This window comes from Methylobacterium sp. 17Sr1-1 (assembly GCF_003173775.1).
Lineage (GTDB): Bacteria > Pseudomonadota > Alphaproteobacteria > Rhizobiales > Beijerinckiaceae > Methylobacterium.
The window spans coordinates 1,633,242-1,650,780 of sequence record NZ_CP029552.1 but is presented as its reverse complement, the minus strand read 5'-3'; the positions used below and the strand labels follow the sequence as shown (position 1 = coordinate 1,650,780).

17 protein-coding genes are annotated in these 17,539 nt (G+C 72.7%); 7 read left to right on the top strand and 10 right to left on the bottom strand.

Going from position 1 to position 17,539, the window contains the following annotated elements; genetic code table 11:
• The first annotated feature begins 253 nt into the window (after positions 1-253).
• From DK412_RS07385 to DK412_RS07375, 3 genes are all read left to right on the top strand, one after another.
• Complete coding sequence (locus tag DK412_RS07385) at positions 254-535, top strand: NepR family anti-sigma factor (RefSeq protein ID WP_109971425.1); 282 nt, start codon at positions 254-256, stop codon at positions 533-535.
• Positions 532-1,101: a sigma-70 family RNA polymerase sigma factor gene (locus DK412_RS07380; protein WP_245447465.1), complete on the top strand. Its 570-nt coding sequence runs from the start codon at positions 532-534 to the stop codon at positions 1,099-1,101. The genes DK412_RS07385 and DK412_RS07380 overlap by 4 nt, the downstream gene beginning before the upstream one ends.
• A gap of 165 nt (positions 1,102-1,266) precedes the next feature.
• Positions 1,267-1,503: a hypothetical protein gene (locus DK412_RS07375; protein ID WP_109971424.1), complete on the top strand. Its 237-nt coding sequence runs from the start codon at positions 1,267-1,269 to the stop codon at positions 1,501-1,503.
• 92 nt (positions 1,504-1,595) lie between these two features.
• Here the strand turns inward: DK412_RS07375 and DK412_RS07370 are convergent, their stop codons facing one another.
• From DK412_RS07370 to DK412_RS07335, 8 genes are all read right to left on the bottom strand, one after another.
• Complete coding sequence (locus tag DK412_RS07370; RefSeq protein WP_109971423.1) at positions 1,596-4,682, bottom strand: glycosyltransferase; 3,087 nt, start codon at positions 4,680-4,682, stop codon at positions 1,596-1,598.
• Positions 4,683-4,809: 127 nt separating this feature from the next.
• Positions 4,810-5,772 (bottom strand): alpha/beta hydrolase, encoded by a 963-nt coding sequence (locus tag DK412_RS07365; protein WP_109971422.1) that lies wholly within the window; start codon positions 5,770-5,772, stop codon positions 4,810-4,812.
• Between the two features lie 402 nt (positions 5,773-6,174).
• The gene (locus tag DK412_RS07360; RefSeq protein ID WP_109971421.1) at positions 6,175-6,624 is read right to left on the bottom strand and encodes a CsbD family protein; all 450 of its coding nucleotides are present in this window, start codon (positions 6,622-6,624) and stop codon (positions 6,175-6,177) included.
• Positions 6,625-6,688: 64 nt separating this feature from the next.
• Complete coding sequence (locus DK412_RS07355) at positions 6,689-6,892, bottom strand: CsbD family protein (protein WP_093570344.1); 204 nt, start codon at positions 6,890-6,892, stop codon at positions 6,689-6,691.
• Between the two features lie 75 nt (positions 6,893-6,967).
• Positions 6,968-7,882 carry a PhnA-like protein gene (locus DK412_RS07350; RefSeq protein ID WP_109971420.1) on the bottom strand — a complete coding sequence of 305 codons (915 nt, stop codon included), beginning with the start codon at positions 7,880-7,882 and terminating at the stop codon, positions 6,968-6,970.
• 80 nt (positions 7,883-7,962) lie between these two features.
• Complete coding sequence (locus DK412_RS07345; protein ID WP_109971419.1) at positions 7,963-8,397, bottom strand: CsbD family protein; 435 nt, start codon at positions 8,395-8,397, stop codon at positions 7,963-7,965.
• A 68-nt stretch (positions 8,398-8,465) separates the two neighbouring features.
• Positions 8,466-8,645 carry a CsbD family protein gene (locus tag DK412_RS07340; protein ID WP_109971418.1) on the bottom strand — a complete coding sequence of 60 codons (180 nt, stop codon included), beginning with the start codon at positions 8,643-8,645 and terminating at the stop codon, positions 8,466-8,468.
• A 95-nt stretch (positions 8,646-8,740) separates the two neighbouring features.
• A complete protein-coding gene (locus DK412_RS07335) occupies positions 8,741-10,201 on the bottom strand; it encodes a PAS domain S-box protein (protein WP_109971417.1) in 1,461 nt (486 codons plus the stop codon).
• Between the two features lie 272 nt (positions 10,202-10,473).
• Here DK412_RS07335 and DK412_RS07330 point away from each other — a divergent pair, with 272 nt between their 5' ends.
• From DK412_RS07330 to DK412_RS07315, 4 genes are all read left to right on the top strand, one after another.
• Positions 10,474-11,151 carry a sigma-70 family RNA polymerase sigma factor gene (locus tag DK412_RS07330; RefSeq protein ID WP_245447464.1) on the top strand — a complete coding sequence of 226 codons (678 nt, stop codon included), beginning with the start codon at positions 10,474-10,476 and terminating at the stop codon, positions 11,149-11,151.
• Between the two features lie 250 nt (positions 11,152-11,401).
• Entirely contained in the window at positions 11,402-11,788 is a 387-nt protein-coding gene (locus DK412_RS07325; RefSeq protein WP_109971415.1) for a hypothetical protein, read from the top strand.
• A 172-nt stretch (positions 11,789-11,960) separates the two neighbouring features.
• Complete coding sequence (locus DK412_RS07320; RefSeq protein ID WP_109971414.1) at positions 11,961-12,182, top strand: hypothetical protein; 222 nt, start codon at positions 11,961-11,963, stop codon at positions 12,180-12,182.
• A gap of 223 nt (positions 12,183-12,405) precedes the next feature.
• On the top strand, positions 12,406-14,076 hold the full coding sequence (locus DK412_RS07315; RefSeq protein WP_109971413.1) for a HAMP domain-containing methyl-accepting chemotaxis protein: 1,671 nt from the start codon (positions 12,406-12,408) through the stop codon (positions 14,074-14,076).
• Positions 14,077-14,181: 105 nt separating this feature from the next.
• Here the strand turns inward: DK412_RS07315 and DK412_RS07310 are convergent, their stop codons facing one another.
• Both DK412_RS07310 and DK412_RS07305 read right to left on the bottom strand, forming a co-directional pair.
• Positions 14,182-16,614, bottom strand: coding sequence for a PAS domain S-box protein (locus DK412_RS07310; RefSeq protein WP_109971412.1), 2,433 nt, complete (start codon positions 16,612-16,614; stop codon positions 14,182-14,184).
• Between the two features lie 130 nt (positions 16,615-16,744).
• On the bottom strand, positions 16,745-17,533 hold the full coding sequence (locus tag DK412_RS07305; protein ID WP_109971411.1) for an IclR family transcriptional regulator: 789 nt from the start codon (positions 17,531-17,533) through the stop codon (positions 16,745-16,747).
• Positions 17,534-17,539 lie beyond the last annotated feature (6 nt).

Here is a 17,539-nt window from a genome sequence, read left to right as displayed (position 1 = left end):
GCACAGGTCCGGGCCGTCTCGCCGCAGTCCTGCCTGGCTTGAACGTCTTGATGTCTTATAGACAAGCTTGATCTACACCGCCAAGCTCGGATTAAAGTTCCCTGAATATCGTTTTCAGATCGCATTAAAATCCACGGCTTTATTGCGGCGCCGAACGAAGCACGAGGCGGCTCTCGATCGGCGCGTCGCGGTCCACGGCAGGCATCCCGCCTCCCGTGACCCGGCCCCGGCAGCCGCGAGGCTGAAGGCGGCGATGCGCGACGACGAGACCGATACCGACGCTCCGGCCGGACCGGAGCCGCGCTCCCGGGGACGGCCGGGACGCGGACACGAGCAGGGCAAGGGCGAGCTCGACGCGATCACGCGGCGCCGGCTCGGCCGGGCCCTGCGCGCCCACTACGCCGACCTCCTGAGCGCTCCGGTGCCGGAGCGCTTCGCGGCGCTCATCGCCGGGCTCGACGGGGGCATCCCGCCTGCGGCCGGACCTCCGGCCGAGGCCTCGGTCGAGGAGACCGGGCAGGAGGACGCGCGATGAACTCCGCCAAATCACCCATGATGTCGCCCGTCGATCCCGAGATGCGGGCGCTGCTGCTCGGGTCGATCCCGGCTCTGCGCGCCTTCGCGTTCTCGCTGACCCGCGACCTCGACCGCAGCGACGACCTCGTGCAGGAGACCCTGGTGCGGGCCTGGACCAAGGCCGACAGCTTCACTCCCGGCACCAACCTTTACGCCTGGTTGTTCACCATCCTGCGCAACCTGTTCTACTCCGAGCAGCGCAAGCGCCGGCGCGAGGTCGAGGATGCCGACGGGGTGATGGCGGGCCGCCTGACGGCCCTGCCGGACCAGGAGGCGCGGGTCGAGCTCTCGGCGTTCCAGGCGGCGCTGAGCACCCTGCCGGCCAACCAGCGCGAGGCGCTGGTGCTGGTGGGAGCCCAGAACTTCACCTACGAGGAGGCGGCCGAGATCTGCGGCGTCGCCGTCGGCACGATCAAGAGCCGGGTCAGCCGGGCGCGCGGCCGGCTGGTCGAGCTGCTCGGCATGACCGGCCCCGACGACATCGGCAGCGACGCCACCACCCTGGCGGCCATGAGCCACCCGTGACCGGGCCGTCCATGACCTTCGCGACCCGCGCCCGACGGCGCGGGTCGCCGCACCCCCGGAACAGTTTTCCGCCTTGCGCGGTTTCGATGACCCAGCGGCAAACGTAGGGCGGTCCTCGCGGCGGCCTCCGGTGCCTGCGGCGCTGGCCGATCCGTGGAGTTGCCGATGCCTCGCCCCTACGAAGCCGTCGCGGACGCGGTCCGCATCGCCCGCACCATCGTGATGCAGGAGGGCTCGGCCCTCGCCGCCGCCGCGCGGGCCGGGAACGACGCCGCCCTCGATGCGGCGAGCTGCGACCTCGTCAGCCGCATCGCCCAGGCGATCCTCGACGCGGAGAACGACGCCATGGCCCGCGCCCTCGTGGCCGCCGACGCCTATCCGGTGAAGCGCCTGAGCGCTTGAGAGACTGTTCGAGTCGGCCGACCGACTCGCAACCCTCCGCGTCATCCCGGGTTCCGCTGCGCGGCCCGGGATGACGCGGAGGGTTTCAGTTCTCAGACACCCGAGCCCTCGGCCCCGACACCTACTGCCCCGACGCCCGTTCCGCCCGCCGCCATCGCCGCCTCGTAGGCAGCCAAGCTCGGCGCCACGGCCGGCAGGGCCGGGATCGCGACCCCCGCCAGCTGGCCGCGGGCGGCCACCAGGGCGTCGAGCACGAGCGCGGTGTCGCGGCTGAACGGCAGCAGGATCCCGCCGCCCTCGGCCCGGATGCGCTCCGCCGGGGCGCCGACGTCGAAGGCGACGACCGGGTAGCCCGCGGCCCAGACCTCCGACAGGACGTAGGAATAGGTCTCGGGCCAGACGCTCGACAGGAACACGTAGTCCGGATCGGCCTCGGCCAGGAGTTGCGGCAGGTCCTTCGGGTCGTAAGGCCCCGTCACCGTGAGGTTGGGAACGCGCGCGACCCGGTCGCGGTCGGAGACGCTGCCGATCACCGTGAAGGCGATCGGCCGCCGCTCCCGCGCCGCGCGCTCGGCGAGCGCCACCACCAGCTCGAACCCCTTGTGGGCACCGATGCCGCCGACGAGGGCGACCCGCACCGCGCCGGTGCGCGCCCGGGCCGGCCGCGCGGGGCGGGGCTCCGCCGCGTCCGGATGCGGCACCACCGCGATCGGCGACAGGCCGAGGCGGCGGGTGTAGCGCTCGGCGGTGTCGCGGGAGGGCGCCACCAGGTGCCGGGCCCCGCGCAGGATGCGCTCGTTCGTCGCCAGCCAACCGTCGAGCCCGCCGCCCATCAGGGCGTTCTGGTCGGCGTAGTCGTACGGGACGCCCCCCACGGTGCAGTGGCGGCAGATGTCGGCCGGCGGCTCCTCGCAGTAGAAGTTGCGCCCGTCGACGAGGTGCACCTTCGGGCAGTACCACTGGTAGTCGTGCAGCGTGACCGCGTAGGGCCAGCGGCCCGAGAGCAGACGGTCGAGGAAGGCGGAATCGTAGCCGAAGCGGGCGTTGAGATGGAGGTCGATCGCGACGCCCGCCCCCTCCAGCACTTCGAACAGGGCGAACAGGTCGTCGGGCGGCAGGGTCACCTCGGCGCCCGCGACCTCGAGGGAGAGGCGCTTGCCGGCGGGAGCGAGATGGCCGATCGCGTGGTCCTTCGCCCGGGCGAGCCCGCGGATCTGGTCGACGTAGCGCGTCGCGCCGCCGCCGAAGCCGTGACCGATATGCAGGGTCAGCCGCCGGACCTGTGCGGCGAGCAGGGTCCCGAACACCGAGAGCCGCAAGGGGCGGAGCGGGTCGGCGGCGAGGAAGGCGTCGACCTCGTCCTGGTATTCCGGATAGAGGGCGACGAGCCGGGCGTGGTTGCGCTCCAGGATCGCCAGCCGCTCCCCCTTGCCGAACGACACCGAGCCCTCGTGCTCGACATAGGTGTCGGTGGCGGCGACGTGGATCCAGCCGAGGTCGCGGGCCGTGAGGCACCAGTCGACCTCCTCGCAATAGCCCCGGCCCCATTCGGGCGAGAAGCCCCCGACCTCGTCGAGCGCCTGCCGGTTCATGTAGAGGCAGAAGCCGATTCCGGTCGGGATCTGGACCGGCACGCTTGCCGCCGCCTCCAGGGCGGCATCGATCGCCGCGGGCGGAAGGCCGAGGAGTGGCCCCTGCGCCTCCGGCATGCCCGGGAAGCCCAGGATGGTGGCGTTGTTCGAGAGCGGGGTAGCGCTGGCGATGCCCGGGCCGCGGTGGCAGGCCTGCGCCAGCTTCTCCAGCGCGCGGGGCGCCAGCACCGTGTCGGCGTTGACGAGGATGCAATCCTCGCCCGGCTCCAGGAGCGCGAGCCCGCCATTCACCGTGCCGATGAAGCCGAGATTCTCGCGGTTGCGCAGGACCGTCAGGCCCGGATGTTGCTCGGCCGCGAGGTCGTCGAGATAGCGCGTCACGGCTGGGTCGGGCGAGGCGTCGTCGATCACGAGCGCCCGCATCCGCCCGGGCGACAGCTGCGGCAGGAGCGAGGCGAGGCAGGCCTTCAGGTCGGACAGACCATTGTAGACCGGCACGATCGCGCAGGCCGGGGGCGGCGTGCGGCCGCTCTCCGGCAGCACCTCGGGCACGGCCGGCGCGGCGAGGACGAGCTGCGCCCCGCCGCCGGGCCGCACCGCCGCCACGAGGCGGTCGCGTAAGCGCCGGCGCTCCGCGAGCGTGGTCGCCGGCGCGTTCGGCAGCAGCAGCGCCCGCGCCTCGGCCCGGGCGAGCTCGAGCGTGCCGCGCAGGTGGCCGATCACCTCGCCCGCGCCGACGGGGCCGACCGCGAGGTCGGTGCCGGCTTTCAGCGCGCCGGGCGGGAAGGCGAAGGCGGCCGAGTGGCGGCCGAACAGTTCCTTGAGGTCGGACCGCCCGTGGGTCTCGACCCGCGCCACGTCCTCGCCGTCGCGCACCGCCCGCACGGTGCTCGGCCGGTCGGGCCCGGCCTCGTCGAACACCCAGCCGGTGACGCGGCTCGGCGCCTCGACATAGAGGCTCGAGCGCAGCCGCGGCGCGTAGGCGCCTAAGCCCGCCACGGTGTCGCCGGCCCGCACGGCGATCGTGTGCGGCTGCCCGTCGAGGGCCCAGGCCGGGAGCGCCAGGCGAAAGCCGTTCCAGCCGCCCTCGCGGCCGCCGAAGCGCAGCTCCGGCCGGTAGATCCCGGGCCGGACCGGCTCGCCCTCCAGCCCGTCGACCACGAGGTGCAATGCGGGAAGCGGCTCGGCGGAGAGCGACGAGACCCAGCCGTCGATCACGCCGCCGACGATGCCGTCGAGGTGGAGCGTGTGGCGCCCCGGCCCGACCGCGATCCGCTGCTGGTCGGCCCGGCCCGGCTCGGTCACCGTCAGCCGCAAGGTGCCCGGTGCGGCCAGCAGCGCCGGATCGAGGGCGGCGTGGAGGTAGGTGGTGCCGTTCTCGGTGAAGCGGCGCTCGACCGGCAGCGCGTGCTCGCGCTCGCCGCTCCGCGCGAGGGCGAGCTCGACGCCGTCGGCCTCCGCCTCCGGGTTGAGGGCGACGAGGACGCCGCAATTGTAGAGCCGGCCCCAGGCGACCGGGCCCGGGGGCGGCACGAACCACTGGCGCCCCGTCTCGGCGAGGCGCCGCGCGCGTTTCAGGATCGTCACGTCGCAAGAGTCCGCACAGCAGGAGGGAGCCGCCGGCGCGAGGCCGACGGAGATCGTTCTCCTCCTAGCCGAGACCGGAGCCGTCCGCGACTTGCCGCCGCGTCACATGTCGGGTCAAGCGCCGTCCTCAGGCGCCGGCGACGGCCGCGAGCACCCGGTCGGGGGCGATCTGGTGCAGCATGTGGCCGGCGCCCTCCACCGCGACGAGGCGGCTGCCGGGAATCCGGTGATGGAGCGCCACCGCCTGACCGGCATGGGAGAGCAGGCGATCGCCGGTGCCGGACAGGATCGTCACCGGCATCCGCAGGTCCCCGTAATGCGGCCGGAGCGCGAAGGCGTCCGGCACCATCAGCGCCGATTCGGCGGCCGCGCTGCGCAGCTGCGAGGGGCGCAAGACCATCTCGACCGGGAAGTCGCGGGAGAAGCGCCCGGGCACCGGGCTCGGCCCGAACAGCCGCGACAGGATGCGCGGCCAGAGCAGGCGGCTCGCCACCGGAGCGACGGTGTGGGTGAGAAGGTCGCCGAGGCCGGGCAGGCCTTGGGCTGCGAAGAGCAGGCCGTCGATCCGCGGCGATGGGAAGTAGTAGCCGGATTCGAGGACAAGGGCCCGCACCCGGGCCGGATCCTGGAGCGCCAGCGCGATGGCCACCTGCGCTCCCCAGGAATGGCCGAGCACCGTCGCCTCCCCGACCCCGAGGCTGTGCAGGGCGCCGCGGATCAGCCCGGCCTGCATCATCGGCGTCCAGATCCGGCTGCGCGGCCGCTCGCTGTAGCCGAAGCCGGGCCGGTCGACCGCGATCACCCGGTGCGACCGCGCCGCCGCGTCGACGAGACCGCTGACGAGCCAGTCCTGGATCAGGCTGCCGTTGCCGTGCAGCAGCACGAGGGCCGGCCCGCGCCCGCGCTCCAGCACGTGCAGCCGCGTGCCGCCGACCTCGACGAAGCGCCCGACCGGCGGCGTCGCCCGCTCGGCCGCGCGGGCCCGGCGCCCGTTCTCGACCGCGCCGGCGCCCAGAAGGGCGGCTCCCGCGAGGGCCAGGCCGGCGGCGGGCGGGAGAGGGCGGGCGGGGGTCAGGGCGGGAGCTGTCATGCCGTCACAACCGCCGGAGGAGCGCTCGGGTTCGCTCCTCGCTCACGCGAGAAGGCCGCCATCCCCGGGGAACGGCGGCCATTTTTTTCGACACCGGTGCGCGGGGCCCGGGCGGCGGCTGTCGCTCGCCGGGTGGCGACCGGATCAGTACGTCCGGCCGTGCCGGGGCGTCGCGCCGCGGCGGTTGAAGCGCGCGATCAGCTTCGGCAGGACGAACAGCATGAAGATCTTGCGCAGCATGGCTGGATTCCCTTCTGATACATAGACTATGACTGAATAAACGTTTGCCAGCGGGAAAAGATCCTGAAATAATTATTCCCGATCCGGACAAGCCGCGACGATTCATCTCATTGTGCGCCGTTCGCCGAAGCGGCCACCGCTTCGGCGAACGAGGGCTTGGGTTTAGCGCTTGCGGCGGATCAGCCAACCCGCCGCGAAGGCGAGGGCGGCGATGCCGAGCACGGTGTTGGTGCGGTGCCCGTCGGCATAGGCCAGGGCCCGCCGGCCGTAAACGTCGCCGCGGCGGCGCGCCTCGCGGGCGACGTGGCGTCCGTCCGCCAGCGCCCGGTCGGCGCGCTTGCGGGCCGTGTGGGCGAAGTCTTCCGCCCGCTCGCGGGCGGCGTCGGCGACATCCTCGGCGTGCTCGCGGGCCGTGTGGGCGAGGTGGCGGCCGTCCTCGGCGAGATCCTCGGCCCGGTCGCGGGCGCGGCCATAGGCGTATTGCGCCCCGCCGGCCACCTGGTTGGCGGCGCCGCGGACCTGCTGGGCCGGATCGCCCCGGAGGCCGCCGAGGGCGGTCTGGACGCGGCCCTTCAGGTGACGGGACGCGCCACGCAACTCATCGCGGTTCATGCTGTCCTCCTGAGTCTCGGACTGGATGAAGCGGCGGGACGATCCCGCCGCCGGGATGGAGGCCTTACTTGCGGCCGGTGAGATGGTCGGCGACGGTCTTGATGCCGTCCTTGGCCTCCCCGACCGTGCGCTGGGCCTCGCCCTTCAGTTCCTGGGCCTTGCCTTCGGCGACGAGGTGGTCGTTGCCGGTGACCTTGCCGACGCCCTGCTTGACGTTGCCGACGGCCTCGTTGGCCAGGCCCTTGAGCTTGTCGGTGGTGCTGCTCATCGGAATCTCTCCTTCGGTTCGAGGTGGGTTTCGGGGGTGGACGGCTCCCGCCGGGGCGGGAGCCGGTCTCTTGCCTCAGACGCGGCGGGTGGTGTCGTAGGCGCCGACCAGCTTCGGGGCGCCGAGGCGGCCGCCGAAGAAGGCGGCGGCGGCGCCGAGCAGCAGCGCGATCGCGGCGTAGAAGGCGCCCTGCGTCGCGGCCGACTTGGCGGCGACCGCCGCGGCCTCGGCCTTCTGCTTGGCGGTGGCGACCGCCTGCTCGTACTGCTTCTGGTAGTCGTCGATCTGGGCCTTGGCCTGGTCGGGCGAGATGTTCTGGGCCTTGGCCAGGGCGTCGGCGGCGCGGGTCTTGGCCTGCTCCTTCTGGGCGGCGTCGCCGGTCAGCACGGCGCGCACGGCGGCCACGGCGGCGTCACGGGCGGCCTGCGGGTCCTGCCCGGCGGCCTGCTGGCGCACCTTGTCCTCGATGCCCTCGAGCGGGTTCTGGACCTTCGACAGCGAGGGGGCCGCGGCCTGGGCTGCGGTCTGCACCGTGCCGCCGACGAGGTTGCCGGCGCCGCCGAGCGCGCCCGAGACCGTGCTCAGGGTGCCGCCGACGAGGCCGCTCGCCGCCGAGGTGATGAGGTAGATGACCACGAGCGTCGTCACCGCCCAGGAGACCAGGCCGTGCAGGGCGGCCGCGCCCGGCAGCGGCTTGCCGGAGAGCCGGCCCGCGATGGCGCCGCCGGCGAGCGAGGCGACGATGCCCGAGACCACGAACCACAGGCCCGCGCCCATCGAGACGGTCGAGGCGGCCGGGTTGTCGGTGGCGTTCACGCCGACCGAGGACAGGCCGATGCCGACGCCGACGAGGTTGAGGATCACCTGCGTCACCAGGGCGGTGACGGCGCCGGCGAAGATGGCGCCCCAGGAGACCTGGTTGAGCAGGACCGCGCGGGTATCGGCCTGCGCCGCGGTCGAGAGGGGGGAAACGGGGGTCTGGATGGTCACGTCGTTGCTCCGGGTCGTTCAGGCATCGGGCGAGGGCGGCTTCAAGGGGCCGCCGCTCGCGATGCGGTCGTTCTGCGGGATCAGTCGCGGTTGGCGCTGACGAGGAGGCCGAGGCCGAAGCCGACCATGCCGGCGATCACCAGCGAGGCGAGCGGGTACTCGGCGACCTGGTGGCTGACCTGCCGGGCGCCGTGGCGCAGGGAGCGGCTGCCGCGCTCGTAGGCGTCCTGCGCATAGTCCTGCGCTTCGTCGGCGAAATCCTGGGCCCGGTCGCCGGCGCGGCCGGCATAGTCCTGCGCCCTGCCGGCGGCCTCGCCGGCAAAATCCTGAGCCTTGCCGGCGGCGTGACGCGCGGTGTCCTTGGCCTGGCCGTAGACGTTCTCCGCCGCGCCCTGCGCCTCGCGGAAGCGGCCTTCCGCCGAGTCGCGGTGCGAGCCGGTCAGATCGCCGACGGCGCTCTGGATCTTGCCGCCGAGGTCCTTGGCGGCGCCGGTGATGCGATTGGTATCGACCATGGGAGTTCTCCTTGATGGGGGTTGGGAAAGGGCGGCGCCCCGCACGGGGCGCCGGATGACGGTCGTCGTCAGTCCTCGCGAGGTCCGGTCCCCGGAGGGCGCTTGCCGGCACCCTGCGGAGAATCGGCATCGCCCTTCTGACGCCGGCCCTCGGTCTCGACCCGGACGTCGCCGGTGAGCTTGCCGATGGCCTCCTTCACCGAGCCCTTGACCTGCTCGGTGGAAGTCGTGGGCGCGCGCCTGGTCATGAGCACCTCGTCGGATGTGAGAAGACTCAGACCGGCTTGCAGATGTGACTGCGTCGCGCCGCTTCAATGGTAAGAAAATACCGGTAGAATGAACTTCAGCTACCGGATGCCTGGAGCGGGAAACCGTGCTCGCGGCCCCACAGGATCACCTCCGTGCGGCGGTGCACGCCGAGCTTGCGGTAGAGTGCGGCACCGTGGTTGCGCACGGTGTTGCGCGACAGGCCGAGCTTGCGGGCGATGCCGTCGTCGTCGAGCCCGCTGCAGATCAGGTTCAGGATCTGCCGCTCCCGGAGCGTCAGGTCGGGCACCGCCTCGCCCGGCACCTCGCGACCCGGCCGGCGCAGGTTGGCGAGCTTCTCGATCAGCCCGCGGCTGAACCAGGAGGTGTCGGCCATCACCGTCTCGATCGCGTCGAACAATTCGCGCTCGGTGTGCTTGCGCTCGGTGATGTCCTGCAGGACCATCAGCACGAACTCGGCGTCGCCGATGGTCACCCGCTCGGCCGAGATCAGGCAGTCGAGGTCGGCGCCGTTCTCGTGGCGCAGGCACACCTCCAGCCCGAGCACGTAGCCGGTGCGCAGGAGCACGCCCTCGAAGCGCGCGCGCTGCTCGTCGGAGACCCACAGCCCGAACTCCGCCGGCGCGCGGCCGACCACCCGGTCCTCGCCGAAGCCGAAGACCCGGCCGAAGGCCTCGTTGATGCTGGTGACCTGGAAATCCGCGGCGCGGGCGAGCAGCGTCGGGACCGGCGTGAGGCGGAACGCCTTGGCGAAGCGCTCCTCGCTCTGGCGGAGCGCCGTCTCGGCCTTCCGGCGCAGCTCCAGGTCGGCGAAGGTGAACAGCATGCAGGGCTCGTCGCCCATCTCCATCGGCTGGCCGGCGACGATGACGAAGCGGCCGCCGCCGTCGGGCAGTTCCAGGCGCGCCTCCATCTGGGGGATCGTGCCGCCCTCGTTGAGCCGCGACACCGCGAGGTCGCGGTTGCGGGCATTGGCGAGCACGTCGACCTCGTAGACGCTGCGGCCGATCACGGCGTCGCGGGTGTAGCCGGTCATCTCCAGGAAGCCGGCATTGACCTTGACGTGGCGCAGGTCGGAGAGCCGCGTGATCACGGCGGGCGCCGGGTTGGCGTTGAAGGTGCGCTCGAAGCGCTCCTCGGCCTCGAACTGGTCCGACACGTCCTTGAGGATCAGCGCCAGGCAGCTCGGCTTGCCCTCGCGGTCGGTGGCGACGAGGCTGCGCAGGGAATGCACGAAGCCGACCTCCGGCTTGTCGGTGCGCGTCACCTCGACCACCACGTCGTGGAAGCGCTCGCCGGCGACGACGCGCTCGATCGGGTAGTTCTCCGGCGCGCGGTTGTTGCGGTAGCGCAGGGCGAAGCGGGCCCGGTAGGCGTCGATCGTCGGGCCGATCTCGTCCAGGCTCTCGGCGCCGTGCATCGCCAGCGCGGCCTCGTTGGCGTAGGCGATGGTCTGGTCGGGCTCGACCAGGATCACGCCCTCGCTGAGGCCGGCGATGATCTGCCGGAGTTCATGCCTGTCGACGCCTGCGGTCACGGCTCGGTCGATCCCTTCTGTCCCTTGCCCCTCGGGCAATGGACCACAAACGGATCGCGCGCTAACGGGTTCCCTCCGGAGAGCAGGATTCACCGGTAGATTCGTATCATTGACGTAATTGGCGGCGATCAGAAATAAGTCGGACCAGGGCCGATCCGGTGCGCTGCCCCACGGGATGCACCCGTACCGGCCGACTGGTCTAGTCCGATATGAGTAGCGTTTACGGGCCCCTTTCCGTGCGAACAGACGACGCGCCGCCAGAACCGGTCGCCGTGACGGAGACCGCCGCCGCCCTGATCCCGTCGCATCTCGGCGGGCTCTTACAGGAGTACTATCCCGAGGCCGTCGCGCTCGAGGCCGGCTCGGCCCTCGGCCAGGTTCTTGCGCGCCTGACGCGGGCCCTCGACGCGGCGGAGGCGCAGGCCGAGGTCCCGGCGGCGTTCAGGGCCGGGCTGCTCGGCGCGGTGCCGCGCCTGCGCCGCTACGCCCTGTCCCTGACCCATCACGGCGCCGATGCCGACGACCTCGTGCAGCACACCCTGCTCAAGGCCTGGGAGCACCGGCGCCAGTTCGCCCCCGGCTCCAGCCTGTCGGCCTGGCTGTTCGCGATCCTGCGCAACGGCTTCTTCAACGGGCGCCGCAAGTACCGCCTCGAAGTGGCGGATCCCGACGGGGTCCACGCCGCCGCCCTGTCGAGCGCCGCCGAGCAGGAGCACCGGGCTTCCTTACGCGACGTGCAGGGCGCCCTCGACCGGCTCGACCCGGCGCAGCGCGAGGCGCTGCTGCTGGTCGCCGTCGAGGGGCTGTCCTACGAGGCCGCCGCCGACGTCATCGGCTGCCCGGCCGGCACCGTGAAGAGCCGCGTCAGCCGGGCCCGCGACCGGCTCGGGCAGGACCTTGACCGGAACGACCTTGACCGGACTCTCGCGGCTCCGTCCGGTGCCGCCTGACCGGCGAGGCCCCGATCCGTCCGGCAGGGCATCGTCCCCGTCCGCCCGAGAGGGCGTCACCCCCATTCGCCCGAGAGGGCGTCACGCATCGTTCCGGCGCTATCCCCCGAGGCGTCCGGGACGGTCGCGAGCCGGGCACGGCACCTTCCCCCGTCCGTGCCCGGCTCCGTCGACGAGCCATTCCGCCGATAGTCCGCGGTCCGGCCGAAGCGCTGCCCGGGCCGGAGGAGATCAGCCCCCAGAGGAGACCATGACACCGTTCCCTCGCCCGGTCCTCGCACGGGCCCCGCTTCTCGCCTTGCTTCTCGGCCTCGCCGCCCCGGCCCTCGCCGCGCCCGCGGCCAACCGCTTCGACGGTGCCTGGTCGGTCGTCGCCACCGCCGAGACCGGCTCCTGCACCGGGCCGTACCGCTACCCGATCGTGATCCGCGACGGCGTCGTGGACGATACCGGGGGCAACGATGTCGATGCCTCCGGCCGGGCCGGCGCCGACGGCCGCATCACCGGCACGATCCGCAGCGGGCTCGCCAGCGTCGCGGTCACCGGCACCTTGCGCGGCTCCGCCGGCAGCGGGCGCTGGAGCCTCGCCGGGATCAGCCCCTGCACGGGGCGCTGGACCGCCCGGCGCACCGGCTGACCGCGATCGCACGACCTGTGCGCTCCGGGGTGCCGGTCCTCGACCGGGGAGCGCCGATGCGCCGCATCCGTCCCGGTCCTTGATGAAACCCGTTCCCGCCCGAGAACCTGTGCGGCCCGGCCCTCAGGCTTGCGGGCAACTGGATGGGACGCGACCGAGGAGCGAGGGGCGGATGCCGGCATACCGACTGCGCGGGGCGGTGCGCGCCCCGAACGGGGAGATCGAGCCCCCACTGATCGACGAGGTCGTCACGGCCGCGGACCGGCAGGAGGCGGTGCGCCTCGCCAATGCCCGGGAGACGACGCCGGCCGACGAGCAGGTGAACGCCCTGTGGCTGGTCGACGAGGCCGGGACCCTGATCTGGTCGCTGCGCCTGGCCGACCGCGAGGCCTGACACCGCCGCGACGGTGAGGACAGACCGCGCCGTCCTGCGCCGCCGGCCGAGACCGATCCCGAGCCGGCGGCGTCTCGGCATCCGGCCGGCATCGCATCCGCATTGTTGCGGGCGAGGGCGGGCGACATGAAAAGACATTAATCCTACGTCAATCGGGCGCGGCTAAGCTTCGACGGAATTGGCCTCACGGAGCGGCTTCGTGCCTCGTTCGCCCCTCGACAACATGCGGATCCTCGCCAAGGCGGCGATCCCGGTCGGCCTGCTGCTGATCATCCTGGCGGCCCTGTGCGGCTTCGCCCTGTCGCGGATGAGCCTCATCGCGCAGACCTACCAGGACGTGCTCGGCCGCGAGGTCGCGGCCGCCCGGGCGGCGTCCGAGGTCGAGATCGCGCTGACGCGCTACGGGGCGGTGGTGAACCGCATCGTCTCCGAGAGCTCGATGACCGAGATCGATGCCCTCGAGAAGGAGACCAAGGCGATCGCCGCGGACCTGCCGGGCCGGCTCGACCGGCTGAAGGCCCTGATGCCCGCGGCGGGGGCGGGCGCCGACCAGGTCCTGGCCCGGTTCAACCAGGCCTTCGGGGCGACCGACGACCTGATCACCAAGACCTTCGGCAGCCAGCAGGACCAGGCCCTGCGGGTCGGCCGCGAGCAGATCGATCCCGCGCTCGCCGCCGCCCGCCAGGGCCTCGGCGAGATCGCGACCGGCGCCGAGGCGATGATGCGCCGGGGCGGCGAGACCGCCGCGGCGGCGGGCGAGGCGGCCCGGGTCACCACCGTCGCCGTCGCCTTAGGCGCGGGCGCGGTGGCGCTCGTCCTCGCCTGGCTGATCCTGCAGCGCGGCGTCGCCGGCCCGGTCGTCGCGATGGCGCGCACCATGGAGCGGTTGGCGGCCGGCGACACCACCGTGGCGGTGGAGGGCACGGAGCGGCGCGACGAGATCGGCCGGATGGCCGGTGCGGTCCAGGTGTTCAAGGACGGCCTCATCCGCGCCCACGCCCTGGAGGAGGAGGCCGCCCTGGCGCGGGCCTCGACCGAGGAGCAGCGCCGCGCCGGCATGCGCCAGATGGCCGATGCCTTCGAGCGGGCGGTCGGCGGCATCGTCGGCGAGGTCGCGGCCTCCGCCGCCGAGCTCCAGGCGACCGCCCGGACCATGACCGCCACGGCCGGGGAGACCGCCGAAAGGTCGGCGGGCGCGGCGAGCGCCGCCGAGGCGGCGGCGGGCAATGTCGGCACGGTCGCGGCCGCGGCGGAGGAACTCGGCGCCTCGGTGGGCGAGATCGGCCGCCAGGTCGACGGCTCGGCCGCGCTGGCCCGCGCCGCGGTGACCGAGGCCGACCGGACCGGCACCCTGGTCCAGGAACTGAGCCGCGCGGTCGCCCGGATCGGCGACGTCGTCGGCCTGATCTCGTCGATCGCCGGGCAGACCAACCTGCTCGCGCTCAACGCCACGATCGAGGCGGCGAGGGCGGGTGCGGCAGGGCGGGGCTTCGCGGTGGTGGCCGCCGAGGTCAAGGAGCTCGCCGGCCAGACCGCCAGGGCCACCGAGGAGATCACGAGTCAGATCGGCCGCATCCAGGGCTCGACCGAGCAGGCGGTGGGGGCGATCGACGCCATCGCCGGGCGCATCCGCGAGATCTCGGGCGTCGCCACCTCGATCGCCGCGGCGGTGGAGGAGCAGGGCGCCGCGACGCAGGAGATCGTCCGCAACGTCACCCGGGCGGCCTCCGGCACCGGCGCGGTGACGGACAACATCGCCGGCGTGGCCGGCGCCGCGGAGGAGACCGGGGCCGCGGCGGCGATCGTGCTCGACTCGGCCTCCGCCCTGTCGCGCCAGTCCGAGAGCCTCACCGCCGAGGTGCGGCGCTTCCTCGCGACGGTGCGGGCGGCGTGAGGCCTAAGCAGACTTCACAAAAGTGGTGACCGGTTTTGCGACGAAAATCTGCGACACATCAAGAACCTGAGCGGACGAAGCGTTGGCTCGCCGACGCAAGTCTGCTTAGGACCGCCGCTCCTGCTCCCGCCCGGCCTCGATGATCGACCGGATCCTCGCGGCCATCGTCTCGATCGAGAAGGGCTTGGTCAGCACCGCCATCCCGGGCCCGAGGGTGCCGTTGCCGAGGATCGCGGTCTCGGCGTAGCCGGTGATCAGCAGCACCTTGAGGTCGGGCCGGGTCTCGCGGGCGGCTTCCGCCATCTGGCGGCCGTTCATGCCGCCGGGCAGGCCGATATCGGTGACGAGCAGGTCGATCCGCACGTCGGAGCGCAGCACCTTGAGCCCCGCCGCGCTGTCGCCGGCCTCGATCGCGGTGTAGCCGAGGTCCTCCAGGATGTCGGTGACGAGCATCCGCACGGTCGGCTCGTCGTCGACCACCAGCACGGTCTCGCCTCGCGTCGAGCGCGCCAGCGGCAGCGCCGTCCCGGTCTCGTCCTCGCCGGGCACCGCGCCGGCGTGGCGCGGCAGATAGAGGCTGACGGTCGTGCCCTCGCCGGGCTTCGAGGCGATGCGCACCTGCCCGCCCGATTGCTGCGCGAAGCCGTAGATCATCGAGAGGCCGAGGCCCGTGCCCTCGCCGATCGGCTTCGTGGTGAAGAACGGCTCGAACACCCGGGCGATCACCTCCGGGCTCATGCCGGTCCCGGTATCGGTCACGCGCAGGCGCACGTACTCGCCCGCCGGCATGTCGTGCCGACGGGCGGTCCGGGCATCCATCGTCCGGTTGGCGGTCTCGACCGTGATGCGCCCGCCGTCGGGCATCGCGTCGCGGGCGTTGAGGCAGAGGTTGAGGAGCGCGTTCTCGAGCTGGGACGGGTCGACCAGGGCCGGCCAGGCCTCGGGCGATGCGACGACTTCGAGGGTGATGCCGGGCCCGACCGTGCGCTGGATCAGCTCGTGCATGCCCCGCGCCAGCCGGTCGACGTTCGTCGGCCGCGGATCGAGGGTCTGGCGGCGGGAGAAGGCCAGCAGCCGGTGGGTCAGCGCGGCGGCGCGCTTCGCCGCCCCTTGCGCCGCCGCCATGTAGCGCTCGACGTCCTGGAAGCGGCCCTGCGCGAGCCGCGTCTGCATCAGCTCCAGCGAGCCCGAGATGCCGGCGAGCAGGTTGTTGAAGTCGTGGGCGAGACCCCCGGTGAGCTGGCCCACCGCCTCCATCTTCTGCGACTGGCGCAGGGCTTCCTGCGTCGCGGTGAGCTCGGCCTCGGCCCGCAGCCGGTCGGAGATGTCCTTGGCGTGGTGGAAGGCGCCGATCACCCGGCCCTCGCCGTCGCGCAGGGGCGAGTAGGTGACCTCCCAGGCGGGCTTGGCGAGGTCGGGATCGCCGAATTCCTCGGTCACCGTGTAGCACTCGCCGGCCAGCGCCCGTTCCATGAACCCGCGCATCACCGCGCCCTGGTCCGGCGGAAAGAGGTCGGGGAACACCTCGCCGACCTGCACGCGATGGCCGAAGATCCGGTAGAACTCGTCGCTGTGGGCCTGGTTGAAGGCGATCAGCCGGTACCCGGTGTCGAAGGCGCAGATCGGGGCGGCGCTCGACTGGATAATGTCGCCGTAGAGGCGCATCTCGGCCGTGCGGTCGGCCACCTGCCGGCCGAGCGACAGGGTGAGGTCGCGCGAGGCGGCCTCGGCCTCCTTGCGCTCGCTGATGTCGGTGGCGGCGCCGTACCACTCGGTGATCCGGCCCTCCTCGTCGAGCACCGGCACCGCCCGCGACGAGGCCCAGCCGACCGAGCCGTCGGCGAGGTAGACCCGGTGCTCCAGGCTGTAGGAGGTCTTGGTGCGGATCGCCCGCTCGATCTCGGCCCGCAAGGCGCCGCGGTCCTCCGGCGGGATGTAGCTCTCGATCCAGTCGGAACTGGCTGAAGTCGTGTCGGCCAGGAAGTTGCCGCCGGACAAGTGATACAGCCGGCTCCAGTCGGCGCTGATCCGGTAGCGCACCTCGGACGACGAGCGCACCAGGGCGTCGAGCATCTGCTCGCGCCGGCGCAGGGCCTCGCCGAGGTCGCGCAGGCGCTCGCGCTCCAGCGTGACGTCGAACTGGGAGGCGAAGAAGTAGGTCAGCTCGCCATTCTCGTCGAAGACCGGCGAGATCAGCAGCCGGTTCCAGAACCGTTCGCCGTTCTTCTTGTGGTTGAGAAGGTCGATCTCGATCGCGACGCGGCGCTCGACCGCGTCGCGGATCTTGGCGACGTCGGCGCGGTCGGTCTCCGGACCTTGCAGGAAGCGGCAGTTCTGCCCCAGGATCTCGTCGCGGGTGTAGCCGGTGAGCTTGGTGAAGGCGGCGTTGGCGAAGATGATCGGGTTGTCGGGCCGATGCGGATCGGTGATCAGCATCGGCATCCGCGTCGCGCGCACGGCGGCGGCGAACGGATCGTGGCTCGGGGCGGAGCGGCCGATCTCGGCGTCGATGCGGTCGGATTCGCGGCGGTCAGTCACTGTGCGTCCGTCGCCCTCTCGTCCCGCGACTCCCGGCGGTCTCGCGACCGCGCGGGCGTGGCTGTAGCACAGCGCGACAGGCTCGTGCACAACCCTTGCCGCGCGGCGGAACCGCGCGATCCGCGGGTGATCAACGCGCGCCCGCGACCCGCGCCACGCCGTCGGCGCAGGCCCGCATCGCCGTGAGCACCGTCTCGGCGCCCACCGCCTCGAAGCGGTAGCGCGGCAGGCTGACGCTGATGCAGCCGAGCACCCGGTCGTGAGCGCCGCGCAGGGCCATGCCGTAGCAGCAGATGTCGAGCTCGTTCTCCTGCAGGTCGAGGGAGTGGCCGCGCTCCCGGGTCTCGACGATCGCGCGGTGCAGGGCGTCACGGTCGGTGAGGCTGTGGGGCGTGCGCGCCGGCAGGGCCAGCCGGGCGAGGAGGGCGGTCAGCTCGGGCTCGGGCAGGGTCGCGAGCCAGGCCTTGCCGACGGCGCTGGTGTGCAGCGCCACCCGCGTGCCGATGCGCGAGGCCATGCGCACGGTGCGGTGGCTCTCGAGCTTGTCGATGTAGACCATCTCGCCGTGATCCGGCACCGCGAGGTGCACGGTCTCGTCGAGGTCGTCGCGCAGGTGCCGCAGCGGCTCCCGCGCCGCCTGACGCAGGAGCGAGCCGTCGAAGGAGCGGAAGGCCAGGCTGACGAGGCGGGGCCCGAGATGCAGGACCCCGTCCTCGTCGGTCACGAGGCCCTCCGCCGCCAGGGCGGCGACGATGCGGTGCACCGTCGGCCGGGGCAGCCGCAGTCCCTGCGCGAGCCGGGCGACCGTGGCGTCGTCGGGCGCGTCCGCCACCGCCTGCAGCACCCGCATGAACTTGCCGAAGGCGGCGGTGCCCGGGACGTCGGGGCGCAGGGTCGCGCGGGCGTCGTCGGACTCCATGCGGGG